Here is a 25828-nt window from a genome sequence, read left to right on the forward strand (position 1 = left end):
TTAGAAATTTCGTTTAGTTAACCAATTATCAAGAATTTGGTTAAACTCATCTGGGTGTTCCATCATTGCTGCATGGCCACATTTGTCTATCCAAAACAAATCAGAATCAGGAAGTAGTTCATCAAATTCCACTGCGACTTCTGGGGGTGTTACTGTATCGTTTTTCCCCCAAATTATGCAGGTTGGTATGTTCATGTTCGGTAAGTCTTTTGCCATGTTGTGGCGAATGGCACTTTTGGCAATTGCCAAAGTTTTTATCAGTTTATTTCTATCGTTTACAGTTTCATAAACTTCGTCTACAATCTCTTTAGTGGCAACAGCCGGATCGTAAAAAACGTCTTGAGCTTTTTTCTTTATAACTTCGTAATCACTACGCTTCGTGTAACCACCACCCATAGCGCTTTCATAAAGCCCAGAACTACCCGTTATTATTAGTGCTTTTACTTTTTCAGGGTATAATTTTGTGTGATATAAGCCTATATGTCCACCTAAAGAATTTCCTAATAAAATAACATCATCAAAACCTTTGAACTCTATAAAATCGTAAAGGTATTTAGCAAAGCTTTTAACATTAGTCTTTAAAAGCGACATGGTGTATATTGGCAATTCAGGAATGAGGACACAATACCCTTTTTTGCTAAAATAATCTGTAACCGAATCAAAATTACTTAAACCACCCATAAGGCCGTGAAGAACAATAATAGGCGTGCCTTCTCCAACTTCAATATAACTGAAACTCTTTTCTTTTTTTAATCGATGCACCATGAATTCTTTACGCTATTCTTAAAAGCAAATATAATTAAATCATTCATAATATATCGGATAATTCTAATGCTCTTAAAATTTAAGACCAATCAAGATATTAACAGTTTATGTTATCAACTTTTAAGTGCTTTTTAATTACCTGAATTGCAGGTATTAAGGGTTTTGATCCGAAAGTTCTATCGGATTTATCTTGCTGTTAATCGAAAAATTATCAACAATGTGGTAAAATGTGGTAAAATGTGGTATATTTTTCAATATATTTGAAACTTAAACTATATAAATAGCTCGAAAAGCATTGAACTCATTAATAGGGACATACGAGTGTAAGGTGGATTCAAAAGGTCGCCTCATGTTGCCAGCTGCATTAAAAAAGCAGCTGCTTCCTGTTTTGCAGGAAGGGTTTGTATTAAAGCGAGCGGTTTTTCAGCCTTGTCTAGAGCTTTATCCAATGTCTGAATGGGAAGCTTTAATGCAAAAAGTGAATAAGCTAAATAGGTTTAAGAAAAAGAATAACGATTTCATTCGCAGATTTACAGCAGGTGTAAAAATGATTGAAGTGGATGCTACAGGTCGTTTGTTAATCCCAAAAGATCTGATTGGTTTTGCAGGCATTTCTAAAGAAATAGTGGTGTCGTCGGCAATCAATATTGTAGAGATTTGGGATAAGGATCGATATGAGAAAGCTATTGATGATGCTACAGGAGATTTTGCAGATTTAGCTGAAGAGGTAATGGGTCAAGACGATGATGATTATGGAATATCATAATCCGGTACTGTTAAAAGAAACGGTTGATGGTTTAAACATCATTGATGATGGTGTGTATGTGGATGTCACATTTGGAGGTGGAGGTCATAGTAAAGAAATATTAAGCAGGCTTGGGGAGAAAGGGAGATTGTATGCCTTTGATCAAGATCCTGACGCTCTTGAAAATGCTATTGATGATAAAAGGTTTACGCTTATCCATGAAAATTTTAGGTATCTCAAACGGTTTTTAAGGTTTTATGGTGTGAAACAGGTTGATGGTGTTTTAGCAGATTTTGGTGTATCGTCACATCAGTTTGATGTGGCAGAACGCGGTTTTTCAATCCGTTTTGAAGCCGATTTGGATATGCGAATGAATCAACAAAGTGAGTTGTCGGCTTATCATGTTGTCAACGAATATGATGAAGAGCAATTACGACAAGTGCTTTGGCAATATGGCGAATTGCGTCAAGCGCCAGCAATGGCAAGGGTAATTATAGCTGCAAGAAATGTAGAGCCTATAAAAACCAGTGAGCAATTAAAAACGGTGTTGAAGCAGTTTTTAAACCATAAAAAAGAAAATAAAGTATTGGCTCAAATATTTCAAGCTATTAGAATAGAAGTAAATCAGGAAATTGAAGTTTTAAAGGCGTTTTTGCTGCAATCTCAAGAAGTTGTAAAGCCTGGTGGCAGGTTGAGTGTTATTTCGTATCACTCATTGGAAGATAGATTGGTGAAGCGTTTCATTAGAAATGGTTTGTTTGAAGGAGAGCCTGAACGTGATGTCTTTGGAAATTTTGAAGTGCCATTTAAAAAAGTTGGAGGGTTAATTGTTCCAACTTCAGAAGAAATTAAACAGAATAACAGAGCTAGAAGCGCAAAGCTTCGAATAGCAGAGAAGTTATAGATGAAAAAAAGAATCTACAGCATATTAAAAGGAACATTTTTAGTTAGCGATGACGCTTTTAAAAATTGGCGCATGATTCTTTTTATATCGGTTCTGGCCATAATTATGATTGCAAGTTCGCATAGTGCTGATAAAAAAGTACATGAAATAGCACGATTAAATAATGAAGTAAAAGAGCTTCGGTCAGAAATGATTGATGCTAGAGGAAAGCTCATGGATTTGAAAAAAGAAACGAGCGTCGAAATAAAAATGAAGGAAAAAGGTTTGGCCATATCAGAGATACCGCCAACCAAAATTAAAGTTAAATCTCAAAAGTAGTTCAACTTGGCAGTAAACGAGAAGAACATATTAAACCGATTGTATTTTGTAGCAGGATGTATGTTCATCTTCGCTCTAGCAGTTGTGTTCAAACTGTTGAGTATTCAATTCATCCAAGGCGATAAGTATCGTGGCTTGGCAGAAACGAGAACAATTAAAAATGTTGTTATTCCGGCAAATAGAGGTAATGTGTATTCGGCCAATGGTAATTTGTTGGCGACATCTGTTCCTAAATACGATATTCGTATAGATGCTATCACGCCTTCGTCAGCAACTTTCGAGAAGTATTTAAAACCGCTTTGCGATTCACTCTCAAAATTTTCAGGAAAGCCATCATCGTATTACCAGAAAGAAATAAGAAAAGCGCGAGCCAATAAAAACCGCTATTACCTGTTGGCGCGTAATATTGGCTATTCAGATTATATACGCGTTAGGAATTTTCCATTGTTGAACCTTGGAGCTTTTAAAGGAGGGTTGATTGTAGAGCAGACTACAAAACGTGAACATCCTATGGGAGGTATTGCACAGCGTTCTATTGGTTATGAGCGTTTTGATGAAGATGGGAATGTAACACGGGCTGGTATTGATGGTGCGTTTGGAGCGAAATATCTGCGTGGAAAAGATGGTCAGCGATTGAAGCAAAAAATAGGAAAAGGCCAATGGAAGCCTATTGTGGATTACAATCAGATAGAGCCTCAAGACGGATACGATGTGTATACTACTATTAGTGTTAACATTCAGGATATTGCCCATCATGCCTTATTACAGCAATTAGAATACTATGAGGCTGAACACGGTTGCGTTGTAGTTATGGAAGTTGAAACGGGTGAGATACGTGCGATTTCAAATTTAGGGAGAACATCAAAAGGAACGTATTACGAAAAGCTTAACTACGCAGTTGGTGAAGCTCATGAGCCGGGTTCTACCTTTAAAGTAATGGCATTAATGGCTGCTTTAGAAGATAAAGTTATTGATACGTCTACAGTAATAGATACCAAAAGCGGTAGAAAAATGTTTTATGGCCGACCAATTACTGATTCACATCATGGAGGTTATGGCAAGATTTCCGCAGCTAGAGCACTTGAGGTGTCTTCAAATATAGGTTTGGCGACTATTGTAGATGAAAATTATTCAGACAATCCTAAAAAATTTATTAATCGTTTAAGAAGCTGGTCGTTAAATAAGCCGCTTGGCTTACCAATCATAGGAGAAGGACAGCCAGAAATACCAGAGCCAGGAGATGAAATTTGGAGTAAGAATGCTTTACCATCTATGGCCTATGGCTATAATATGGAGTTAACACCTTTACAAACCTTAACATTTTATAATGCTATTGCTAATAATGGTGTCATGGTTAAGCCGCGCTTTATAAGAGAGGTTCGTGAGTTAAACAATCAAATTGAAGTGTTTGATCGCGAAATTATAAATAATAAGATTTGTTCGGATAAAACATTAAACGAAATACAGGAAATTCTTAAAAACGCTGTAGTTCGAGGAACTGGAAGACGTTTGTATTCAGCATATTTTTCTATGGCAGGAAAGACTGGAACCGCTAAAACCGAATACTGGATGGAAGATTATGAAGATAATCCACGCTATGTGTCTTCGTTTGCAGGGTATTTCCCGGCAGATAACCCTAAATATTCATGTATAGTTGTTATTCATAAGCCGAGTACTAAAAAGGGCTACTATGGAGCCGACGTGTCTGGGCCAGTTTTTAAGAGGATCGCCCAAAAAATATTTACAGATACGCCTATCATTGACGAGGTGCAATCTTTGGATGTAAAAGATACCAAAGTTGAAAAAGAATTCGATGGGTATTATGGTGTTTCTGAAAAGTACAAGACCATTATGCCAAGTGTCGTGGGTTTGCCTATAATGGACGCTGTTCCAATTTTGGAGAATATGGGCTTAAAAGTGCGTATTAATGGAGAAGGGGAAGTAGTTTCACAATCCATATCAAAGGGAGAAAAAATTAAGAAGAATCAAACTGTAATCATACAAGCGTCATGAAGTTGTTAAAAGACATACTGTATAAGGTTACTTTAAATGCTGTTGCAGGAAGTACGAATCTTTCTGTAAGCGCCATTGAATTTGATTCTAGAAAAGTTAAAAGCAATGATGTATTTGTTGCTGTTAGGGGAACAATTTCTGATGGGCACAATTTTATAGATACTGCAATTGAAAATGGAGCTGTGGCCATTATTTGTGAACAGCTTCCGAAGACATTATTTGACAATGTAACCTATATAGAAGTCGATAATACATCTAAAGCATTGGCTATAATGGCTGCCAATTATTACGATGTGCCTTCGGAAAATTTAAAATTGGTTGGTGTAACAGGAACTAATGGCAAAACTACAATTGCAACGTTATTGTTTCAATTATTCAAAAATGCTGGTTATAAAGTAGGCTTATTATCTACAGTTAAAGTAATGGTTGATAATATAGTGTATCAAGCAACGCATACAACACCTGATTCATTGACTATTAATAGGTATTTAAAGGAGATGAATGATGTAGGGGTTGAATTCTGTTTTATGGAAGTAAGCTCACATGGTATTCATCAAATGCGTACAGAAGGTTTGCATTTTACAGGTGGAATTTTCACAAACATTACCCATGATCATTTAGATTACCATAAAACCTTTGCGGAATATAGAGATGTAAAGAAGGGGTTCTTTGATCAACTGCCAAAAGATGCTTTTGCATTAACCAATGTTGATGATAAGAATGGGCTATTTATGCTTCAAAACACTCAAGCTAGAAAGTTTACTTATGCCTTAAAAGGATATGCTGATTATAAAGCACAAATTTTAGAAAATCAGTTTAGTGGCTTGTTGCTTAAAGTAAATGATAATGAAGTTTGGACGCGGTTAATAGGCGATTTTAATGCTTATAATGTTTTAGCCATTTATGCGACTGCAGAATTGTTAGGTTTAGAAAGGGTTGAAATATTAAGGCTGGTAAGCGATTTAGAAAGTGTTTCTGGCCGTTTTCAATATCTCATTTCTGATGATAAAATTACAGCTATTGTAGATTATGCGCACACACCAGATGCCTTAAAAAATGTTCTGGAAACAATAAATAGTATTCGAACAAAAAATGAAGAGCTAATTACGGTTGTTGGTTGCGGTGGCGATCGCGATAAAACCAAAAGGCCTAAAATGGGGCATATTGCTTCGGTATTAAGCACAAAGGTCATTTTTACCAGTGATAATCCAAGGACAGAAAATCCTGAAACCATATTATCTGAAATCGAAGCCGGTGTACAGCCGCAAAATTATAAGAAAACAGTTTCCATTTCAGATAGAAAACAAGCTATAAAAACAGCTTGTCAAATGGCAAATTCAAACGATATCATATTAATAGCTGGTAAAGGTCATGAAACCTATCAGGAAATTAATGGTGAGCGCTTTGATTTTGACGATTTTAAAATAGTACAAGAACTTTTAAAACAGTTGCAAAAATAATATGTTGTATTACTTATTTGAATATTTAGAAACACACTTCCAGATTCCTGGGGCTTCACTTTTTGGTTATATAACCTTTAGAGGCGCCATGGCAATTATACTATCGTTGTTAATTTCTACAATATTTGGTAAACGCATAATTAAATTTCTACAGAAGCAACAAGTAGGCGAGACCATTCGTGATTTAGGGTTAGAAGGTCAAGTTGAAAAAGCGGGAACTCCAACTATGGGAGGTATAATAATAATTTTAGCGACGCTTATTCCAGTGTTGCTTTTAGCAAAACTAGAAAACATTTATATCATTTTACTCATTGTAACCACCTTATGGATGGGAACAATCGGTTTTATAGATGATTACATTAAAAAGTTTAAAAACGATAAAGAAGGTTTAAAAGGGCGATTTAAAGTGCTGGGGCAAGTGGGTTTAGGTATAATAGTTGGCACAACTTTATTTTTTCATCCAGATGTAACGGTTAAAGAAAAGCTACCAATTGAACAACAACAGGTAATACTTACTAATAATCCAGATGCAAAACCATCTGATTTGTTTGAAGAAGAAGAGCGTTCTACTAAAACAACTATTCCTTTTGTCAAGTCAAATGAATTTGATTATGCAGAAATCATTACATGGGTGAATTCAGATTGGTCCAAATACGCTTGGATTATTTTTATTCCAATAGTCATATTTATTATAACAGCTGTTTCAAATGGCGCCAATCTAACCGATGGTATTGATGGTTTGGCAGCAGGTACATCCGCTATCATAGTTCTCACTTTAGGAATTTTTGCGTGGGTATCAGGTAATATCATTTTTTCAGAATACCTCAATATAATGTATATCCCAAGGGTTGAAGAAATTACCATTTACATTGCTGCTTTTGTTGGTGCGCTAATAGGGTTTTTATGGTATAACACGTATCCGGCTCAAGTGTTTATGGGAGATACGGGTAGTTTAACTATAGGCGGAATAATTGCTGTAATTGCAATTGCGGTAAGAAAAGAGTGGCTTATTCCAGTGTTGTGCGGCATTTTCTTGGCAGAGAATCTGTCGGTAGTCATGCAGGTAAGTTGGTTTAAGTATACGAGAAAAAAATATGGAGAAGGTAGGCGCATTTTTAAGATGTCTCCACTTCATCACCACTATCAAAAGTCAGGATATCACGAAAGTAAAATTGTAACCAGATTCTGGATTGTTGGAATACTATTGGCAATTATTTCTATTGTGACATTGAAAATTAGATAGTATGAAACGGCTTGTGGTTTTAGGTGGAGGAGAAAGCGGTGTGGGGACAGCATTGTTGGGAAAAGCCAAAGGATATGATGTTTTTGTGTCTGATAAAGGAAAAATAAAAACAAAATATAGAGACGTTCTTATAAATAATGAGATTGATTGGGAAGATGAACAGCATACAGAATCAAAAATTCTAAATGCAGATATTATAATGAAAAGCCCTGGCATTCCACATAAAGTGGAAATTGTTCAGAGATTAATAGCAGCCAAAATTCCCGTGATTTCCGAAATCGAATTTGCCTCAAAATTTACCGATGCAACTATAGTGGGAATCACTGGGAGTAATGGCAAAACCACAACAGCTTCATTAACATATCACATTTTAAAGCAAGAGCTACATGTTGGTTTGTCGGGCAATATAGGAGACAGTTTTGCTAAACAGGTTCTAGATGAAGACTTTGATAACTATGTCTTGGAGATTAGTAGTTTTCAATTAGACGATTGCAAGCACTTTAAGCCCAAAATTGCCATAATAACCAATATAACCCCAGACCATTTGGACCGTTATGAGTATGATTTCGAAAAATATATCGCAGCGAAATTCAGAATAGCTATGAATCAAGATTCTAACGATTACCTGATTTATGATAGTGATGACAATGTCATTACCAATTGGTTGGAAAAACACCCCGTACAATCCACATTATTGCCATTTTCATTGAAAAGACAGATTGAAAATGGAGCGTGTTTAGATAAAGATAATATAAAAATAACAATAGATAACAATCAAATAATTATGCCTACAAAGGATTTAGCATTAGAAGGAAAGCACAACATTAAAAACGCCATGGCAGCTTCAACAGTTGCCCACTTATTAAAAATTAGAAAACAAACTATCCGTGAAAGTTTAGAGAACTTTCATGGTGTTGAGCATCGTTTAGAACAAGTTTTAAAGATTAATAAAGTTCAATATATAAACGATTCAAAAGCCACAAATGTAAATGCTACTTACTATGCTTTAGAAAGTATGGATGCTCCAACGGTTTGGATTGTAGGTGGCCAAGACAAAGGCAATGATTATACCGAGTTGTTTCCATTTGTAAATGAAAAAGTGAAAGCAATAATATGTCTTGGTGTTGATAATGAAAAGCTAATGAAGAATTTCAGTTCTATGGTCGATGTGATTGTTGAAACACAATATATGGCAGAAGCTGTAAAAATAGCTTATAAAATAGCAGAAACAGGTGATAATGTATTGTTGTCTCCAGCATGTGCAAGTTTTGATTTGTTCGAGAATTACGAAGACAGAGGAAGACAATTTAAGGAAGCTGTAAGAAACTTATAATACTATATAGTTGGTGCAAACCGTATTTAAAAATATAAAAGGTGATCGACTTATCTGGGCAATAGCTGCTCTATTGGCTATTTTCTCGTTTTTGCCTGTTTACAGTGCTGCTAGTAATTTAGCTTATATAGGAGGAAACGGTAATACCTTTGCATATTTTGTGAAACATTTTATGCATTTGTTTTTGGGCTTCGCCATTATTTATGGAGTGCATAAAATACCATACCGATATTTTAAAGGCTTATCTATTGTTATGATGCCTGTTGTTATCGTGTTGTTGGTGTTAACTATGTTGCAGGGTACCACTATAGAAGGCGCCAATGCAAGTAGATGGATTCAAATACCAATAGTAAATATGTCTTTTCAGACATCAACATTCGCATTTGTTGTGCTTATGGTTTATGTCGCACGTTACATGTCAAAAATAAAGGATGTTAATGTTTCTTTTAAAGAATCAATACTACCGTTATGGATTCCAGTGTTCTTTGTCTTGGGTTTGATTCTGCCAGCTAATTTTTCAACAGCAGCAATCATGTTCTTAATGGTCGTGGTATTGGTTTTTCTTGGTGGATATCCAGTTAAATATCTTGCAATAATTATCGGATCAGGCATATTGGGTTTGGTGTTTTTTGTATTGGTAGCTAAAGCATTTCCAGATGTTATGCCCAATCGGGTTGATACATGGATGAGCCGCATTGAAAGTTTTGCAAATGATGAGGAAACCGAGGCTGATTATCAAATTGAAAAGGCTAAAATTGCTATCGCATCAGGAGGGATTCAAGGTGTCGGTCCGGGAAAGAGCATTCAAAAGAATTTTTTACCACAATCATCGTCAGATTTCATATTTGCTATCATTGTTGAAGAGTATGGTCTTTTAGGCGGATTTACGTTAATGATTTTCTATTTATGGTTATTATTCAGGATTGTTATTGTTTCGCAAAAATCAGATACCATTTTTGGAAAATTATTAGTGTTGGGTGTTGGTTTGCCAATAGTGTTTCAGGCTTTAATAAACATGGCGGTAGCTGTGGAGTTATTTCCGGTTACGGGTCAAACCTTGCCCCTTATTAGTAGTGGAGGGACATCCATTTGGATGACCTGTTTGGCAGTGGGAATTATTTTAAGTGTGAGTGCAAAACGTGAAGAAATTAAACAGAAGGAAGAAGCAGAAGACAACCCATTAGAAATACTATCAGAAACTATTTAATGAGTCATTATAAAATCATATTGTCAGGGGGTGGAACAGGAGGTCATATTTATCCTGCAATTGCAATTGCCAACGAATTAAAGTCACGCTTTCCAGATGCTGAATTTTTGTTTGTAGGAGCAAAAGACCGTATGGAGATGGAAAAAGTACCGCAAGCTGGATATGATATTATTGGTCTTTGGATATCTGGTATACAAAGACAGTTAACGCTTAAAAACCTTGTGTTTCCAGTCAAATTGTTAAGTAGTTTAATAAAATCAAGAGGGATAATAAAACGTTTTAAGCCCGATGTAGTAATAGGAACCGGTGGTTTTGCTAGCGGGCCATTATTGCAAGTTGCGACATCCAAAGGAATTCCTTCGTTAATTCAAGAGCAAAATTCGTACCCTGGGATTACAAATAAGCTTTTGTCAAAAAAAGCGAATAAGATTTGTGTGGCTTATGATGGACTAGAGCGATTTTTTCCTGCCGATAAAATTGTAAAAACTGGAAATCCAGTTAGACAAGATTTATTGAACATCAATATAAAACGTCAAGAAGCCCAAGAGCTGTTTCAACTTGAAAAAGAAAAGAAAACACTTTTGGTTTTAGGAGGGAGTTTAGGGTCTAGACGCATAAATGAACTCATAGAAAAAGAATTAGATTATTTGCAAACTCATAATGTTCAAGTTGTTTGGCAATGTGGTAAACTATATTATGATAAGTATAAAATATACGGAAATACTAAAAATATACAGGTGCACGCATTTATAAATAATATGGCTTGCGCTTATGCTTCGGCAGATGTTATAATCTCACGAGCTGGAGCAAGTTCGGTATCAGAACTGTGTATAGTGGGTAAGCCTGTAATTTTTATTCCATCTCCAAATGTTGCCGAAGATCATCAGGCCAAAAATGCTCAAGCCATAGTTGATGAAGATGCTGGAATATTAATTCGCGAAAGCGATTTGGAAGTGGATTTTCAAAATAAATTCACACAATTAATGGTGTCCCCTGAAAGGCAAAAACAATTAAGTGAGAATATAAAAAAATTAGCCTTGGTAAATGCTACAAGTGATATTGTGGATCAAGTGGTAAAGTTGTTAAAACAAAATTAAAGTGAATCTAGAAACTGTAGATAACGTTTATTTTATTGGTATAGGAGGCATTGGTATGAGTGCTCTGGCTAGATATTTCCATGCCAACAAAAAACAAGTTTCAGGTTATGATAAAACACGAACGGAAATAACAGATGATTTGAGCGATTTGGGTATTTCCATTCATTTTGAAGATACTGTTGCTAACCTCGACTCAAGCTTGTTGAATGCTAACAATACATTGATAGTTTATACGCCTGCAATTCCTAAAGATCATAAACAGTTAGCTTATTTTAATAATAACCATTACACGGTTGTGAAACGCGCTGCAATTTTGGGACTAATTACCGAAAACACATTTTGTTTAGCTGTAGCAGGTACGCACGGGAAAACAACAACGACAAGTATTTTAGGACATTTGTTAAATGCTTGTGATGTTCCGGTAACTGCATTTTTAGGAGGTATCAGCGAAAACTATAATTCGAATTTAATTCTAAACGGAACCGATGTTACTGTAGTAGAAGCCGATGAATTCGATAGGTCGTTTTTGACTTTGTCTCCAGATTTGGCCTGTATTACATCAATGGATGCTGACCATTTAGATATTTATGGAGACGCTGAAGCACTTAAAAGCTCCTTTGAAGATTTTGCTAAAAAAATAAAACAATCAGGAAAACTGTTTATCAAAAACGGATTGCCGTTACAAGGGATAACGTATGGGATAGACGATGATTCCGATTATGCCGCTTACAATATTAGGATAGAAAACGGAACCTATGTTTTTGATGTAAAAACACCAAAAACAATCATTGAAAATATACAATTTAACCTACCTGGTAGACATAATCTGTCGAATGCATTAATAGCCTTGGCGATGGCTGTAGAGTATGGTTGCCCTCACCAGCAGCTCGCCAAAGCTTTAGCATCCTATAAAGGTGTTAAACGTAGATTTTCTTACCACATTAAAACTAACAGTTTAGTTTACATAGATGATTATGCCCATCATCCAGAAGAAATAAACGCCGTGCATCAAGCTGTGCGTGAAATGTATCCCAATCATAGGGTATTGGCGATTTTTCAACCACATTTGTTCAGTAGAACACAAGATTTCGCTGATGACTTTGCCAAAAGTTTATCGCAATTTGATGAGGTTATGTTGTTGGACATTTATCCAGCAAGAGAGCTGCCTATAGAAGGGGTTAATTCAGGTTGGTTGTTAAGTAAAATTGAAAATAAAAACAAACAGCTTATTTCAAAGATTGAGATCATCTCAAAAATAAAAGAAAGCCATGCTACAGTTGTGTTAACCATAGGTGCAGGCGATATTGGTGAAGAAGTTAAACACATAAAACAAAGTTTACAATATGCGAGTTAATTGGAACTTCATAAAAATGTTTGTTTTACTGGTATTGGTTATCGGTTTGTTTGCCTTTTCAAATGAAAAAAATGACGAAAGAAAAATAGCGAACATTGAGATATTTTTTGAAGGTGAAGACAACCTTTTTATAACACATGAGACTGTTAGTAAATTGTTAATACAAAATCAAGGCACCGTTAAAAATATGCCTAAAGAAACTTTAGATTTGAATTTATTGGAATCTGCCCTGAATTCTAATCCAATGATTAAATCTGCTCAAGTGTTTGTCAGTGTTGACGGCGATTTGACAGCAGAGATAGAGCAAAAAAAACCAATAGCTCGAGTACGTAGCTCAGAGTCTTTTTATATAGATGAAGAAGGAGGTTACATGCCTTTATCAACAAACTATACGGCTAGAGTGCCAATAGTTATTGGTAAAGTCACAAAAGACAATTTGAAAACTGTTTTTAAAATGGCACAGAAAATCACAGATGACGATTTTCTTTTAAAGCATGTAACGCAAATTCATCAAAATGATGATAATCGAATCTCTTTAAGATTAAGGCAGGTAGATTTTGAAGTCTTTGTTGGAGATTTGAATAATTTGGATAGAAAAATAAACAATTTAAAAGCTTTCTATAAAAAAGCGGCTAAAGACAAAATTTTAAACAATTACAGTAAAGTGAATCTGCAATTTGATAGCCAGGTAGTTTGCACTAAATCTTAAACTATGGGAGAAAATATAGCAATAGGATTAGATATTGGAACCACAAAAATTGTGGCCATGGTTGGTCGTAAAAACGAGTATGGAAAAGTAGATATTTTAGGAATTGGACGCTCTAAAAGTCTAGGAGTGCATAGAGGTGTTGTAAATAATATTACCCAAACTATTCAGTCTATACAGTTGGCAGTACAGGAAGCTGAAGCAGCTTCAGATATAAAAATTGAAAATGTAACCGTTGGTATAGCTGGACAACATATTCGTAGTTTGCAACATAGCGATTATATAACCCGATCGAATTCTGAATTGGTAATAGATGAAGACGATATTGAGCGTTTAATCAATCAAGTTCATAAGTTGGTAATGTTGCCTGGAGAAGAAATAATTCATGTGTTACCACAAGAATTTAAAGTAGATGGTCAGGCTGAGATAAAAGAACCCATTGGTATGTATGGTGGACGATTGGAAGCTAATTTCCATGTGGTAGTTGGTCAGGTGTCATCTATCAGAAATATAGGAAGATGTGTAAAAAGCGCCGGATTAAACCTTGAAGGTATAACACTAGAGCCTTTAGCTTCTTCTAATGCAGTTTTAAGCCAAGAAGAAAAAGAAGCGGGTGTTGCATTAATCGATATTGGAGGTGGAACAACAGATTTAGCCATTTTTAGAGATGGTATCATTCGCCATACTGCGGTAATTCCTTTTGGTGGAAATGTAATAACAGAAGACATTAAGGAAGGTTGTTCCATTATAGAAAAGCAAGCTGAATTATTAAAAATAAAATTTGGATCCGCTTGGCCGGGAGAAAATAAGGATAACGAAATTGTTTCCATTCCTGGATTAAGAGGCCGTGAGCCAAAGGAAATTACACTTAAAAACTTGTCTAAAATAATCCACGCGCGTGTAGTTGAGATTATTGAACAGGTTTACGTCGAGATTAAAAATTACGGTCACGAAGAACAGAAAAAGAAATTGATAGCAGGTATAGTTTTAACTGGTGGTGGAAGCCAATTAAAACATTTAAAGCAATTAGTAGAATATATCACAGGAATGGATACCAGAATTGGTTTTCCCAACGAGCATTTAGCTGGCGATAGTGATGATGAGATTACCAGTCCGTTATACGCAACAGCCGTAGGACTTGTAATGGATGGTTTAAAACGCCAAGAACGTAAGAAGGTAGAGCTAGAGTATCAAGCCTCAATTCAAGAACAGGAAATTAGCGAAGATTCGCACGAAGAAGAAATTGAAGTTCCTAAACCGGAGCGACGCTCTTTTTTAGACAAGCTAACCGATAAGGTTAAAGATTTTTTAGATAACGCAGAATAAATTAATTAATAAAGCACAAATAAAACGTAATTCATGAGCAGCAACAAAGAATTCGAAACTAGTATTTCATTTGATTTACCGAAAAATCAATCAAATGTAATTAAGGTCATTGGTGTAGGTGGTGGTGGTAGCAATGCCATAAATCACATGTTCCAACAAGGTATTAAAGGTGTCGATTTTGTCATCTGTAATACAGACGCTCAAGCCCTACAAAATAGTGGTGTTCCAAACAAAATTCAATTGGGTGTTAACTTAACCGAAGGGTTAGGTGCTGGCGCCAATCCAGATATTGGTGAGAAATCGGCAGTAGAAAGTGTTGAAGATATTCAAAATATGCTGGATACCAACACCAAAATGGTTTTCATTACCGCAGGAATGGGCGGTGGAACAGGTACAGGTGCGGCACCAATTATTGCCAAAATGGCTAAAGATTTAGATATTCTAACGGTTGGAATCGTTACTATGCCTTTTCAGTTTGAAGGCAAAATGCGTAATCAACAAGCACAAATAGGTATCGAGAAGTTACGAAATGTAGTTGATTCGTTGGTGGTAATCAATAATAATAAGCTGCGTGAGGTTTATGGTAATTTAGGATTTAAAGCCGGTTTTTCTAAAGCAGATGAAGTTTTATCTACTGCTGCACGTGGTATTGCTGAAGTTATTACGCATCACTACACACAAAACATCGATTTACGCGATGCTAAAACTGTATTAAGCAATAGTGGAACAGCTATTATGGGATCGGCGACTGCTTCTGGGCAAGATCGTGCAAAAGAAGCTATTAGAAAAGCGTTAGATTCTCCATTGCTAAACGATAATAAAATTACAGGTGCTAAAAATGTATTGCTGCTAATAGTATCTGGAGCTCAAGAAATAACTATTGACGAAATAGGAGAAATCAACGACCATATTCAAGACGAAGCTGGTCACGGTGCCAATATTATTATGGGTGTTGGTGAAGACGATGCTTTGGAAGAGTCTATAGCTGTAACTATTATAGCTACAGGTTTTGATGTGGATCAACAAGCTGAGATTTCTAATACAGAAGTTAAAAAAGTAATCCACGCCCTCGAAGATGACCAATCTATGGAGCAAGATTTATCGCGTAAAACCCGAGAACCTGCTATTATAACGCCTAATATTGAATTGGAGGAAAAAACAGAAATTCCAGTGGTTAAGCATACTCTAGATTTAGAGGAGTTGGAAGAAATAGAAAACCCGTTACAGCCTAAACAGGAGACAAACAATTTAATAGCAACAACAGATGAGATTAAAAACATGGAAGTTGTTTATGAAGAAATATTGTCACTTGTAAATGAAGATGAATTTGAAATTACCACAGCGACTAGCCAAGTTCAAGAACCAACTGTCGAGATTGAAGATGAAGAAGAACAGCAAATCACTTTAAGTTTTGACCTGCCTTTAAGTGAAAATAAGGTAGAAGAACAGCAGATAGAGAACAAAGGTGAAGATATGGTGGTTCATGAATTGGATGAAAACATCAAAAAAATGCCTGTAAAGGATTATATCGAACTCATTACAGTTACAGAAACTAATGAAGAAGGCGAAATCCGTTATGCTTTGGATGATTATATTGAACTTGAATCAACAATGAACAAAACAACTACAGAAACTAAAGTGAAAGAGAAGGTTGTTGAAGAAGAAGAGATAGTTTTTGAGAAGAAAGTTGTTGCACCTAAAGAGGAAGAAGTTAGTGAAGAGATTGATCCAATGAACAGTCCTATTTCAGAGCTTTTAAAAGAACGTGCTGAAGAGCGTAGACGAAAAATGAAAGATTTTAACTATAAATTCAATAATGCAAAAATTGATGATATAGAGAAAATACCAGCCTATAAGCGCCAAGGTGTGGATCTGGACGATTCAAAACCATCATCAGAGTCTAACCGATCAAGCACTAGTTTAAGTGTTGATGATAATGATGATATACAATTGCGCAACAATAATTCGTTTTTACACGACAACGTAGATTAGATTAATAGCAACTAAGTTTAGTGTTTAAACTTCAGGAAATCCCGAAAAACATCCTTCGATTTTTCGGGTTTTCTATTTAATAAAACTTTGTAAAGATTAGCAAACGCTAAAAGCGTATTTCTTTTTATCTTCGCAAAACTAAAATGGTTTGAATTATGAGTTTACAGCAAGAGGTAATGACAGCTTTAAAAGATGCTATGAAAGCAAAGGATCAAACTGCTTTAACAGCATTGAGAGCAGTTAAATCAGCTATTTTGTTAGCGCAGACTGAAAGTGGAGCACAAGCAGACTTGACAGAAGAACAAGAACTAAAGATATTGCAAAAGCAGGTTAAGCAACGAAAAGATAGTGCGGCTGTGTATATTGAGCAAGGTCGTGAGGATTTGGCTGCACCTGAATTAGCTGAAGCTGAAATTATCAGTCAGTTTTTACCAGAAGCGTTGAGTGAAGAAGAGATTGAAAAAGTTGTAGTAACAACTATTGATAGAATTGGAGCAGATGGTATGAAAGATATGGGTAAAGTAATGGGAATGGTTAGTAAAGAGTTGGCCGGTCAAGCTGACGGTAAGACCATTTCTAATATTGTGAAACAAAAGTTATCGCAATAAATTATAAGAAATAGGCCTTGTAGCTCAACTGAATAGAGCACTGGATTTCGGCTCCAGCGGTTGGGGGTTTGAATCCCTCCAGGGTCACGAATAAACACTTCAAAAAGAAAAAATGCCAAGCTCGCTTGAGCATTTTTTTGTTTGAAGTGTTTTCAAAGCGGAGCTTTGAGGGAAAAACAGTCGGGAGATTGTAATCCTGATTTCAAAGCGGAACTTTAATAAAGATTATTAAGTGCAAAAGGTTTAAAGCTATATAATAGATTTAGTTTATTATAAAAACAATTATTAGATTGCAATTACGTTTCAAATTCTATGATTGACTTACCTAATTTATCAACAGAATACCTCATTATGTTTGGCGTTTTAGTTGCCGTGCTAATTGGCTTGATTATCTATGCCGTAGTAAATATGGTAGAGTTAGCTTATGTTATGGTGCGCAAAAAACCACTTTATAGACATGGCATTGGTTTTAAAAATAAGTTGCCAGAACCCTACATACAAATATTGACTTCTCAATTTCGCTTTTACAACAAGTTGTCTAACCGTGAAAAACGCTTTTTTGAGCATCGTGTGGCTCGTTTTATTTATGATAAGAAGTTTGTTGGAAGAAATGGAATAGTGGTGTCTAATGAAATGGAAATACTTATTTCAGCAACAGCTGTAATGTTAACCTTTGGGTATCGAAATTATTTTTTGAATTCTCTGGAAATGATTATTATTTATCCTGAAGCTTTCTATTCAAGAACAAATGATGCTTATCATAAAGGGGAATATAATCCCAAGATTAAGGCTTTAGTTTTATCGTGGCAAGATTTTTTAAATGGTTATGATATTGCTAATGATAACCTTAATCTTGGGATTCATGAATTTACTCATGCGTTACATATAAATAGTTTAACAGAACGGCATATTGGAGCTACAATTTTTGGAGACACATTTATAGAGATTACCAATTTATTGGCTAACGAAGAAGGTTTAAGAGAGCGTATCATAGCATCTCAATATTTTAGAGACTACGCCTTTACAAACCAATTTGAGTTTTTGGCCGTTATTATTGAATCGTTTATTGAAACACCTGAAGAGTTCCGTGCTCAATTTCCACGGCTCTATGCCAAAACAAAACAGATGCTCAATTTTAACTTTGCGCACTATTAGTTGGTGTTATGATTTTTATCATATTTTTTCTTTTACTACATACGTATCTTTAAGTTCCTAATTAAAATAGATAGTCATGAAGAAAAGAACGCCAATCTCCGAAATAATGACCAAAAATGTCATTACCCTGAATTATACAGATGAGTTAGAAACTGCCGAGCACTTATTTAAAAAACATCATATAAGACATATTCCTGTTGTAAGTGGTGATACCATTAAAGGTATTTTAAGTTATACAGATTTATTGCGTATTAGTTTTGCTGATGCTGTTGGTGAAGATGAAGATACCATTGATACAGTAGTTTATAATATGTTTACCATTGATCAGGTGATGGCAAAAAACATGGTAAGTGTAACATCAGATACGACGATAAAGGAAGTAGCTGAAGTGCTTTCAAAACGTGAGTTTCATGCATTACCAGTAGTAGATAATGACAGGTTGGTAGGTATTGTAACCACAACGGACTTAATTAACTATCTAATAGCTCAATTTTAATTAAACAATTAAAATAAAAAAGCTCCAGACCTGGAGCTTTTTTTATGAATTAGCAAGTTGTTTCAATTGCTTTATTATTTCAGTAGGGTTATCACTTTTAAACACATGGCTACCTGCTACAAAGGCATCAGCTCCTGCATCTGCTAATGCTTTTATGTTTTTGTCTGTAACACCCCCATCAACTTCAATACGTGTATTCAAGCCTTGGGTATTTGCCATTTCGCGCAATTTTTTAATGCGATTATAAGTCATGTCTTCAAATTTTTGACCGCCAAAACCAGGATTGATTGACATTAAAAGCACCATGTAGCATTTTGGTAATATGTCCTCTAGTACTTGTATTGGTGTTGTTAAATTTAAAACTACACCTGCTTTACAGCCATTATTCTCAATTTGGGTAAGAGTTCTATGTAAATGTACTGTAGATTCGTAGTGTACAGTAATTATGTCGGCACCTACTTTGGCAAATTCTTCAATATAGCGTTCAGGTTTTTCAATCATTAAATGCACATCCAAAGGTTTGGTAGCATGTTTTTTAATGGCTTGAATTACTGGCATGCCGTAAGAGATGTTTGGAACGAAGTGACCATCCATAACATCAATATGAAACCAATCGGCTTCACTATTGTTTACCATTTCAGTATCGCGTTGTAGGTTGCCAAAATCGGCAGCAAGCATAGAGGGTGCAATTATTTTTGAATTCATGCGAGTTGTGTTGTTTGTTTCGGCAAAAATAATGCAAAAAAGTGAACCCTCGGTAATCAGCCGAGGGTTCTTTCATCAATCAAAAAACGAACAGTTATGTTTTGTAACTGTTTGTTACGGTTATTTAGTCGTAATTAGCTTACTAACCTAAATATGTTTTTAATATTTTACTTCTAGACGTATGTTTTAATCTACGAATCGCTTTTTCTTTAATCTGTCTAACACGTTCACGGGTTAAATCGAACGTTTCGCCAATTTCTTCCAAAGTCATTGGGTGTTGGTTTCCTAAACCAAAATACAAACGAATAACATCAGCTTCACGAGGTGTTAAGGTTTCTAGTGCACGCTCAATTTCTGTACGTAAAGACTCGTGTAATAAATCTTTATCAGGGTTTGGCGATTCACCAGAGTTTAATACATCATATAAGTTAGAATCTTCACCTTCTACTAAAGGGGCATCCATACTAACGTGACGGCCAGAGTTTTTCATAGACTCCTTAACATCGTTTATGGTCATATCCAACTCTTTGGCAATCTCTTCAGCACTTGGAGGACGCTCATGAGCTTGCTCTAAAAAGGCAAAGGTCTTATTAATTTTATTAATAGAGCCAATTTTGTTTAAAGGCAAACGCACAATACGAGATTGTTCTGCCAAAGCCTGTAAGATAGACTGACGAATCCACCAAACAGCATAAGATATGAATTTAAAGCCACGCGTTTCATCAAAACGTTGTGCGGCTTTAATTAAGCCTAAATTACCTTCGTTAATCAAATCGGGTAATGTTAAACCTTGGTTTTGATATTGCTTTGCTACCGATACCACGAAACGTAAATTCGCTTTAGTTAGCTTTTCTAAAGCTATCTGGTCTCCAGCTTTTATACGCTGTGCTAATTCTACTTCTTCGTCTGCGGTAATTAAGTCAACTTTTCCTATTTCTTGTAGATATTTATCTAACGAAGCAGTTTCTCTATTGGTAACCTGCTTGGTAATTTTAAGTTGTCTCATGTAAAGAATTTCTGTATTTAAATTGTTCGAACATTAATGTTCTAATAAGTTATACGTAAGAAAAGGGTATTTTGTTACAAAAAGTTTAAAAAATCTTTAAATAAGTCCTTATTGAAGGTTTTTTTTAAATGTTTGACCTTAATGTAGTATATTGACATTCAATTTTTAACCAAAAAAAATATCATGAAAAAACTTCTATTTTTATTTCTTGCATTTGGTATGATGCAGGTGTCTGGACAGACATTATCGTCGCTTTCTAAAAGCGCAACCTCTTCCAGTAGTTCTATGATTGAGAGTTTAGCCGAAAATCAAGTTGAGAGTTTAACTAAAAAATTAAATTTAAGTGAATCGCAACAAAAACAAGTTTCTGGATTAGTTGTAAGTCAGTTAAAGAGTGAAAAATTCCAAAAGATGTTAAGTGGCATTGGTGCTGATAAGTTAATTGGCTCTGGTGAAACTAGTAAAGTTGACGAACAGGTTCAAAATGCGTTGTTATTGGATAAAGATTTTCAAAAAGGTATGAGTTCTGTTTTAGATGATAAACAAATGGAAACCATGAAAGGGTATATGCCTAAATAGTAATCGGTATATAAAAAAAGCCCATCAAAATTTGATGGGCTTTTTTATATATAAACTAAAATAAATTAGTTGTCGTTTTTATCCTCACGAGGCTTTCTGTCATCACGACGGTTATCACGACCACGATTATCGCGTCCGCGATTGTTATTGCCTCCACGGTTATTGTCACGTTTTGGTCTATCTTGCCAACCTTCCGGTTTTGGTAAAATAGCTTTACGGGATACTTTTTCCTTTTTTGTTCTAGGATCAACACCAAAGTACTTCACGTCAAAAACATCTCCCATGTTTACAACATCTGATACATTTTCAGTACGTTCCCACGCTAATTCACTTACATGTAATAGTACTTCATTTCCAGGCGCTTCAGTATATTCTACAACGGCACCAAAATCAAGCATTTTAATGACTTTTACTTCGTAAATGCTGCCCACTTCTGGTTTAAACAATAAAGCATCTATTTTAGCTAAAACAGCATCAATACCTTCTTGTCCTGTTCCAAGAATTTCAACAATACCTTCTTCGGTATCTGGATCTTCATTGATAACAATTGTAGTGTTGGTTTCTTTTTGTAATTCTTGAATCACTTTTCCTCCAGGTCCAATTAAAGCACCAATAAATTCATTTGGAATCACACGAGTCACCATTTTTGGAGCGTGAGGTTTCACGTCTGCATTTGGTTGTGCAATAGTATCTGTTAACTTTTCAAGAATATGTAAACGACCATCGCGAGCTTGTTTTAAAGCATTTACTAAAATTTCGTACGATAAGCCTTTTACCTTAATGTCCATTTGGCAAGCTGTAATACCATCGGCAGTTCCAGTTACTTTAAAGTCCATGTCGCCTAAATGATCTTCATCACCTAAAATATCAGATAGTACAGCATATTTATCTCCTTCAGAAATTAAACCCATAGCAATACCTGAAACCGGTTTTTTCATTTGAACACCAGCATCCATAAGTGCCATAGTTCCCGAACAAACCGTAGCCATAGAAGATGAGCCGTTAGATTCCAATACTTCTGAAACCACACGTACCGTATAAGGACAATCTTCAGGAACCATACCTTTTAAGGCACGTTGAGCTAAATTACCATGACCTACTTCACGACGTGATGTACCACGAATTGGTCTAGCTTCACCTGTCGAAAATGGTGGAAAGTTATAGTGCAAGTAGAAGCGTTCTTCACCTTCAAAAGAAGGCATATCTATTTGGTTGGCTTCTCTAGAAGTTCCTAAAGTTACTGTAGCCAATGCTTGAGTTTCACCACGTGTAAAGATAGCTGAACCATGAGTAGATGGTAAATAGTCAACCTCACACCAAATTGGTCTAATATCAGTTGTTTTACGGCCGTCTAAACGTAAACCTTCGTTAAGTGTCAAGTCACGTACAGCAGCTTTTTCGGCCTTACTGTAATATTTTGAAATCAGGCCACCGTAATCTTCTATTTCTTCTTCTGAAAATGAAGCGATAATGTCTTCCTTGATTTCAGCAAATGCAGCACCTCTTTCATGTTTAGAAGAACCTGCTTTTGCTACAGCATATACTTTGTCGTAAGCCATATCGTGAATTTTCTTCGCTAATTCTTCGTCTTCGCGTTCAGGCTCATATTCACGAACTTCTTTCTTTCCGAATGCTTCAGCTAAACGAACTTGCGCAGCACACTGCGTTTTAATAGCTTCATGAGCAAATTTAATAGCTTCAGTCATTTCTTCTTCAGAAATTTCATCCATTTCACCTTCAACCATCATTACAGAATCGGCACTAGCACCAATAACCATATCAATGTCAGACTCGGCTAATTGTGTTAAAGAAGGGTTTATGACAAACTCACCATTAATACGTCCAACTCTTACTTCAGAAATTGGGCACTCAAATGGAAAATCTGATAATTGGATAGCTGCAGAAGCGGCCAACCCTGCCATGGCATCTGGCATCACATTCTCGTCATGAGACATCAATTGGATCATGACTTGTGTCTCAGAATGGTAATCTTTTGGGAATAGCGGACGCAATACACGATCTACTAAACGCATTGTTAATACTTCGCCATCACTTGGTCTTGCTTCTCTTTTGAAAAAACCACCTGGATAACGACCTGCAGCAGCAAATTTTTCGCGATAATCTACAGTTAAAGGTAAAAAGTCAACATCAGCTGACTTGTAATTGGAAACTACAGTACATAACAACATACAGTTTCCAGATTGAACAACAACAGAACCATGCGCCTGCTTTGCTAGTTTTCCGGTTTCAATAGAAATCTCTCTACCGTCACCAAGGTCTATGACCTCTTTAAATACTTTTGGAATCATAAATTTTTAATTCTAATTCCGATTGCTTTTTAGCCTTTCGGAATTCAGTTAAACAATGGTCGTTGTGTTGTTGTGTAGTTGTTGTGAGACCAATGAAAAACTATAATTAGCTTCTTCTATTGTCATTGCGAAGCAAATTTAATTTGCTGTGGCAATCTTTTTAGAGATTACCACGTTTCGACTGCGCTCAACGCAGGCTAGTTACACTCCTCGTAATGACATTGTAACGTTATTATAAAACAAAAAAGAGGCGCGAAGCCTCTTATTCTGTGATTATTTTCTTAATCCTAATTCTTTAACAATTGCACGATATCTCATGATATCCTTTTTAGTTAAGTAGTCAAGTAATGCACGACGCTTACCTACTAACTTTACTAGTGAACGCTCTGTGTTAAAATCTTTACGATTTTGTTTTAGGTGTTCTGTTAAGTGATTAATTCTGTGCGTAAACAACGCAATTTGAGCTTCTGCAGTACCGGTATCGTTTTTACCTTTACCATACTTTGAGAAAATCTCTTCTTTTACTTCTTTAGTTAAATACATGCTAATATTATTGTAAATGATTTTTATGTATTGAAAGCCTTTCTTTCAAGCGGCAAATATAGTAATTTTTAACCATTTACAAGTTTTCTTCAAAATAATTATTTCTTCTGAAAAAAGTAATTTTAATTAAACCTTTGCGTTATAAGACTGTCTTAACATTATATTAACTATAAAAAAGTAATGATGAAAACATTTAAATTAACAAAGGTGGTTTTAGCTCTTGTGGTTTTAGGGCTGACATTCACTGCATGTACCGAAAATGAAACATCAGATCCAGTTTCGGAAGAACAAGATGTATCTGAAGTTGTACAATCTGCTGAAATGGATCAAGTTTCTGCTGCATTAGAAGACTTTATTATTGATGTTTATGAAGAACAGGAAGATGCAGAAGCGCGTGGTATGTCAATTTCTAGAAAAAATATGCCAGACTGTGTGACAGTTACATTAGTAGCTCAACAAAATTTAAGGGAATTAACTATTGATTTTGGAGATGATGGTTGTATGGTTCGAGGACATATGTATCGTGGTCAGATTGTATTAACATATACGCGTGATCCACAAGCACAACAAATTACTTTGGGCTATGTGTTAAACGATTTTTATTTTGATGAGAAACAAGTTCTGGGCAGCAATTCCATTTTAAAGGAATTATCAAATACCAACGGAAATCCACAATTTACACATACAGTTGATTTAACAGTTGTTTGGCCAAATGGCGTTCAAGCTTCACGTGATGGACAAATAGTAAGAGAGTGGATTGAAGGCCACGGATCTGGAGTTTTTACAGATAATGTTTGGGAAGTTACGGGGTATTGGAATGCCCATTTTACTAATGGCAATACGCATACATATGAATCTGAATTGCCTCTACGAAGAGAAGCAACATGCTATCATTTTGTTGCCGGATCTATTGATGTGCAACGTACATTTTTTGGAGGCGTATTAGATTATGGAGAAGGTGACTGTGATAATTTAGCCACCTTTACTTTTAACAATGGTAATACAATAGATATCGTTTTGAGATAAATTTTAAATACGCATTATAAAAAAAGCGACTGAAAAAGGTCGCTTTTTTTATTTTATTCTCTTAATGGTTGATTGGTAATTAAATCGATATAGAGATTTACTTTCTTTTTTAAATCCTTTCGGTGGGTAATGAAATCTAAAAATCCATGTTCCAATAAAAATTCAGAAGTTTGAAACCCTTCTGGCAATTCCTGTCCTGTAGTATCTCTAACTACACGAGGTCCAGCAAAACCAATTAGAGCACCAGGTTCAGCAATATTAATATCGCCCAACATAGCAAATGACGCCGTTGTTCCACCGGTTGTAGGGTCTGTACATAATGAAATATAAGGAATGCCAGCATCTGCTAATTGAGCTAATTTAACCGATGTTTTTGCCAATTGCATAAGAGATAATGCAGCTTCCATCATACGAGCTCCACCTGATTTTGAAATAATCATGAATGGAATTTTCTTTTTTAGAGAATAATCGGCTGCACGCGCTATTTTTTCACCTACAACACTACCCATTGATCCGCCTATAAAAGAAAAATCCATACAGGCGACTACTAAATCTTTACCTTTAGATTTACCAACTGCTGTGCGAACAGCATCTTTTAGTTTTGTTTTTTCTTGTGCGGCTTTTAATCGATCTGGATACTTTTTAGTGTCCTCGAACTTTAGTGGGTCTTTAGACTCTAATTTGATGTCTAATTCTTTATACTTATTATCATCAAATAAGATGCTGAAATATTCATTACTACCAATGCGAACATGATAACCGTCTTCAGGGCTAACAAAATAGTTTTGCTCAAGTTCTTTTGCATCAACTATTTTTCCTGTTGGAGATTTATACCATAGGCCTCTGGGAGTGTCCTTCTTCTGTTCCGTAGAGGTTTGTATCCCCTTTTCTTTTCTTTTAAACCAAGCCATTACTATTTCCTTTAGATGTTAGTTAGG

At 35.5% G+C, this 25828-nt stretch carries 24 protein-coding genes and 1 tRNA gene; 19 read left to right on the top strand and 6 right to left on the bottom strand.

Annotated elements, in window-relative coordinates; genetic code table 11:
• On the bottom strand, positions 1 to 765 hold the full coding sequence (locus K7G76_RS03560; protein WP_223032826.1) for an alpha/beta fold hydrolase: 765 nt from the start codon (positions 763 to 765) through the stop codon (positions 1 to 3).
• 295 nt (positions 766 to 1060) lie between these two features.
• Between K7G76_RS03560 and mraZ the strand changes: the two genes are divergently transcribed.
• The 17 genes from mraZ (at position 1061) to K7G76_RS03645 (ending at position 18722) form a co-directional block, all read left to right on the top strand.
• The gene (gene mraZ / locus K7G76_RS03565; protein WP_223032827.1) at positions 1061 to 1531 is read left to right on the top strand and encodes a division/cell wall cluster transcriptional repressor MraZ; all 471 of its coding nucleotides are present in this window, start codon (positions 1061 to 1063) and stop codon (positions 1529 to 1531) included.
• Positions 1518 to 2414 carry a 16S rRNA (cytosine(1402)-N(4))-methyltransferase RsmH gene (gene rsmH / locus K7G76_RS03570; RefSeq protein ID WP_223032828.1) on the top strand — a complete coding sequence of 299 codons (897 nt, stop codon included), beginning with the start codon at positions 1518 to 1520 and terminating at the stop codon, positions 2412 to 2414. The genes mraZ and rsmH overlap by 14 nt, the downstream gene beginning before the upstream one ends.
• On the top strand, positions 2415 to 2732 hold the full coding sequence (locus K7G76_RS03575; protein WP_223032829.1) for an FtsL-like putative cell division protein: 318 nt from the start codon (positions 2415 to 2417) through the stop codon (positions 2730 to 2732).
• 60 nt (positions 2733 to 2792) lie between these two features.
• Positions 2793 to 4745 carry a penicillin-binding protein gene (locus tag K7G76_RS03580; protein WP_223033594.1) on the top strand — a complete coding sequence of 651 codons (1953 nt, stop codon included), beginning with the start codon at positions 2793 to 2795 and terminating at the stop codon, positions 4743 to 4745.
• Positions 4742 to 6205 carry a UDP-N-acetylmuramoyl-L-alanyl-D-glutamate--2,6-diaminopimelate ligase gene (locus K7G76_RS03585; RefSeq protein ID WP_223032830.1) on the top strand — a complete coding sequence of 488 codons (1464 nt, stop codon included), beginning with the start codon at positions 4742 to 4744 and terminating at the stop codon, positions 6203 to 6205. Before K7G76_RS03580 ends, K7G76_RS03585 begins: the two co-directional genes overlap by 4 nt.
• A 1-nt stretch (position 6206) precedes the next feature.
• Entirely contained in the window at positions 6207 to 7448 is a 1242-nt protein-coding gene (gene mraY, locus K7G76_RS03590) for a phospho-N-acetylmuramoyl-pentapeptide-transferase (RefSeq protein ID WP_223032831.1), read from the top strand.
• 1 nt (position 7449) lies between these two features.
• Positions 7450 to 8781 (top strand): UDP-N-acetylmuramoyl-L-alanine--D-glutamate ligase, encoded by a 1332-nt coding sequence (gene murD / locus K7G76_RS03595; protein WP_223032832.1) that lies wholly within the window; start codon positions 7450 to 7452, stop codon positions 8779 to 8781.
• 13 nt (positions 8782 to 8794) lie between these two features.
• Entirely contained in the window at positions 8795 to 9988 is a 1194-nt protein-coding gene (locus tag K7G76_RS03600; RefSeq protein ID WP_223033595.1) for an FtsW/RodA/SpoVE family cell cycle protein, read from the top strand.
• On the top strand, positions 9988 to 11085 hold the full coding sequence (murG, locus tag K7G76_RS03605; protein ID WP_223032833.1) for an undecaprenyldiphospho-muramoylpentapeptide beta-N-acetylglucosaminyltransferase: 1098 nt from the start codon (positions 9988 to 9990) through the stop codon (positions 11083 to 11085). The genes K7G76_RS03600 and murG overlap by 1 nt, the downstream gene beginning before the upstream one ends.
• Before the next feature lies 1 nt (position 11086).
• Positions 11087 to 12439 (top strand): UDP-N-acetylmuramate--L-alanine ligase, encoded by a 1353-nt coding sequence (murC, locus tag K7G76_RS03610; RefSeq protein ID WP_223032834.1) that lies wholly within the window; start codon positions 11087 to 11089, stop codon positions 12437 to 12439.
• Positions 12440 to 12455: 16 nt separating this feature from the next.
• Positions 12456 to 13148: a cell division protein FtsQ/DivIB gene (locus K7G76_RS03615; RefSeq protein WP_369412174.1), complete on the top strand. Its 693-nt coding sequence runs from the start codon at positions 12456 to 12458 to the stop codon at positions 13146 to 13148.
• A gap of 3 nt (positions 13149 to 13151) precedes the next feature.
• Entirely contained in the window at positions 13152 to 14471 is a 1320-nt protein-coding gene (ftsA, locus tag K7G76_RS03620) for a cell division protein FtsA (protein ID WP_223032836.1), read from the top strand.
• Positions 14472 to 14504: 33 nt separating this feature from the next.
• Positions 14505 to 16463 carry a cell division protein FtsZ gene (ftsZ, locus tag K7G76_RS03625; protein ID WP_223032837.1) on the top strand — a complete coding sequence of 653 codons (1959 nt, stop codon included), beginning with the start codon at positions 14505 to 14507 and terminating at the stop codon, positions 16461 to 16463.
• 155 nt (positions 16464 to 16618) lie between these two features.
• Complete coding sequence (locus K7G76_RS03630; RefSeq protein WP_223032838.1) at positions 16619 to 17071, top strand: GatB/YqeY domain-containing protein; 453 nt, start codon at positions 16619 to 16621, stop codon at positions 17069 to 17071.
• Positions 17072 to 17084: 13 nt separating this feature from the next.
• Positions 17085 to 17158: transfer RNA gene (locus K7G76_RS03635), tRNA-Arg, on the top strand.
• A 225-nt stretch (positions 17159 to 17383) separates the two neighbouring features.
• The gene (locus K7G76_RS03640) at positions 17384 to 18226 is read left to right on the top strand and encodes a zinc-dependent peptidase (protein WP_223032839.1); all 843 of its coding nucleotides are present in this window, start codon (positions 17384 to 17386) and stop codon (positions 18224 to 18226) included.
• Between the two features lie 76 nt (positions 18227 to 18302).
• Positions 18303 to 18722: a CBS domain-containing protein gene (locus K7G76_RS03645; RefSeq protein ID WP_223032840.1), complete on the top strand. Its 420-nt coding sequence runs from the start codon at positions 18303 to 18305 to the stop codon at positions 18720 to 18722.
• A gap of 42 nt (positions 18723 to 18764) precedes the next feature.
• On the opposite strand, the gene rpe is transcribed toward K7G76_RS03645, so the two are convergent.
• Complete coding sequence (gene rpe, locus K7G76_RS03650) at positions 18765 to 19427, bottom strand: ribulose-phosphate 3-epimerase (RefSeq protein WP_223032841.1); 663 nt, start codon at positions 19425 to 19427, stop codon at positions 18765 to 18767.
• A 142-nt stretch (positions 19428 to 19569) separates the two neighbouring features.
• Entirely contained in the window at positions 19570 to 20433 is an 864-nt protein-coding gene (locus K7G76_RS03655; protein ID WP_007648330.1) for a sigma-70 family RNA polymerase sigma factor, read from the bottom strand.
• A 183-nt stretch (positions 20434 to 20616) separates the two neighbouring features.
• On the opposite strand from K7G76_RS03655, the gene K7G76_RS03660 reads away from it, so the two are divergent.
• Positions 20617 to 21012: a hypothetical protein gene (locus K7G76_RS03660; protein WP_223032842.1), complete on the top strand. Its 396-nt coding sequence runs from the start codon at positions 20617 to 20619 to the stop codon at positions 21010 to 21012.
• Between the two features lie 65 nt (positions 21013 to 21077).
• Here the strand turns inward: K7G76_RS03660 and K7G76_RS03665 are convergent, their stop codons facing one another.
• On the bottom strand, positions 21078 to 23321 hold the full coding sequence (locus tag K7G76_RS03665; RefSeq protein ID WP_223032843.1) for a polyribonucleotide nucleotidyltransferase: 2244 nt from the start codon (positions 23319 to 23321) through the stop codon (positions 21078 to 21080).
• Positions 23322 to 23594: 273 nt separating this feature from the next.
• Positions 23595 to 23864: a 30S ribosomal protein S15 gene (gene rpsO, locus K7G76_RS03670; RefSeq protein ID WP_223032844.1), complete on the bottom strand. Its 270-nt coding sequence runs from the start codon at positions 23862 to 23864 to the stop codon at positions 23595 to 23597.
• 183 nt (positions 23865 to 24047) lie between these two features.
• Between rpsO and K7G76_RS03675 the strand changes: the two genes are divergently transcribed.
• Complete coding sequence (locus K7G76_RS03675) at positions 24048 to 24890, top strand: hypothetical protein (protein ID WP_223032845.1); 843 nt, start codon at positions 24048 to 24050, stop codon at positions 24888 to 24890.
• A 53-nt stretch (positions 24891 to 24943) separates the two neighbouring features.
• Here K7G76_RS03675 and accD read toward each other — a convergent pair whose 3' ends face one another.
• Positions 24944 to 25801 carry an acetyl-CoA carboxylase, carboxyltransferase subunit beta gene (accD, locus tag K7G76_RS03680; RefSeq protein WP_223032846.1) on the bottom strand — a complete coding sequence of 286 codons (858 nt, stop codon included), beginning with the start codon at positions 25799 to 25801 and terminating at the stop codon, positions 24944 to 24946.
• Positions 25802 to 25828 lie beyond the last annotated feature (27 nt).

The organism is Hanstruepera marina (assembly GCF_019880635.1).
Lineage (GTDB): Bacteria > Bacteroidota > Bacteroidia > Flavobacteriales > Flavobacteriaceae > Hanstruepera > Hanstruepera marina.

Coding starts and splice junctions, on each gene's coding strand:
- K7G76_RS03560 (WP_223032826.1), bottom strand. CDS start 765: ATGGTGCATCGATTAAAAAAAGAAAAGAGTTTCAGTTATATTGAAGTT.
- rsmH (WP_223032828.1), top strand. CDS start 1,518: ATGGAATATCATAATCCGGTACTGTTAAAAGAAACGGTTGATGGTTTA.
- K7G76_RS03575 (WP_223032829.1), top strand. CDS start 2,415: ATGAAAAAAAGAATCTACAGCATATTAAAAGGAACATTTTTAGTTAGC.
- K7G76_RS03580 (WP_223033594.1), top strand. CDS start 2,793: ATGTTCATCTTCGCTCTAGCAGTTGTGTTCAAACTGTTGAGTATTCAA.
- K7G76_RS03585 (WP_223032830.1), top strand. CDS start 4,742: ATGAAGTTGTTAAAAGACATACTGTATAAGGTTACTTTAAATGCTGTT.
- mraY (WP_223032831.1), top strand. CDS start 6,207: ATGTTGTATTACTTATTTGAATATTTAGAAACACACTTCCAGATTCCT.
- murD (WP_223032832.1), top strand. CDS start 7,450: ATGAAACGGCTTGTGGTTTTAGGTGGAGGAGAAAGCGGTGTGGGGACA.
- murG (WP_223032833.1), top strand. CDS start 9,988: ATGAGTCATTATAAAATCATATTGTCAGGGGGTGGAACAGGAGGTCAT.
- K7G76_RS03615 (WP_369412174.1), top strand. CDS start 12,456: ATGTTTGTTTTACTGGTATTGGTTATCGGTTTGTTTGCCTTTTCAAAT.
- ftsA (WP_223032836.1), top strand. CDS start 13,152: ATGGGAGAAAATATAGCAATAGGATTAGATATTGGAACCACAAAAATT.
- ftsZ (WP_223032837.1), top strand. CDS start 14,505: ATGAGCAGCAACAAAGAATTCGAAACTAGTATTTCATTTGATTTACCG.
- K7G76_RS03630 (WP_223032838.1), top strand. CDS start 16,619: ATGAGTTTACAGCAAGAGGTAATGACAGCTTTAAAAGATGCTATGAAA.
- K7G76_RS03640 (WP_223032839.1), top strand. CDS start 17,384: ATGATTGACTTACCTAATTTATCAACAGAATACCTCATTATGTTTGGC.
- K7G76_RS03645 (WP_223032840.1), top strand. CDS start 18,303: ATGAAGAAAAGAACGCCAATCTCCGAAATAATGACCAAAAATGTCATT.
- rpe (WP_223032841.1), bottom strand. CDS start 19,427: ATGAATTCAAAAATAATTGCACCCTCTATGCTTGCTGCCGATTTTGGC.
- K7G76_RS03655 (WP_007648330.1), bottom strand. CDS start 20,433: ATGAGACAACTTAAAATTACCAAGCAGGTTACCAATAGAGAAACTGCT.
- K7G76_RS03660 (WP_223032842.1), top strand. CDS start 20,617: ATGAAAAAACTTCTATTTTTATTTCTTGCATTTGGTATGATGCAGGTG.
- K7G76_RS03665 (WP_223032843.1), bottom strand. CDS start 23,321: ATGATTCCAAAAGTATTTAAAGAGGTCATAGACCTTGGTGACGGTAGA.
- rpsO (WP_223032844.1), bottom strand. CDS start 23,864: ATGTATTTAACTAAAGAAGTAAAAGAAGAGATTTTCTCAAAGTATGGT.
- K7G76_RS03675 (WP_223032845.1), top strand. CDS start 24,048: ATGAAAACATTTAAATTAACAAAGGTGGTTTTAGCTCTTGTGGTTTTA.
- accD (WP_223032846.1), bottom strand. CDS start 25,801: ATGGCTTGGTTTAAAAGAAAAGAAAAGGGGATACAAACCTCTACGGAA.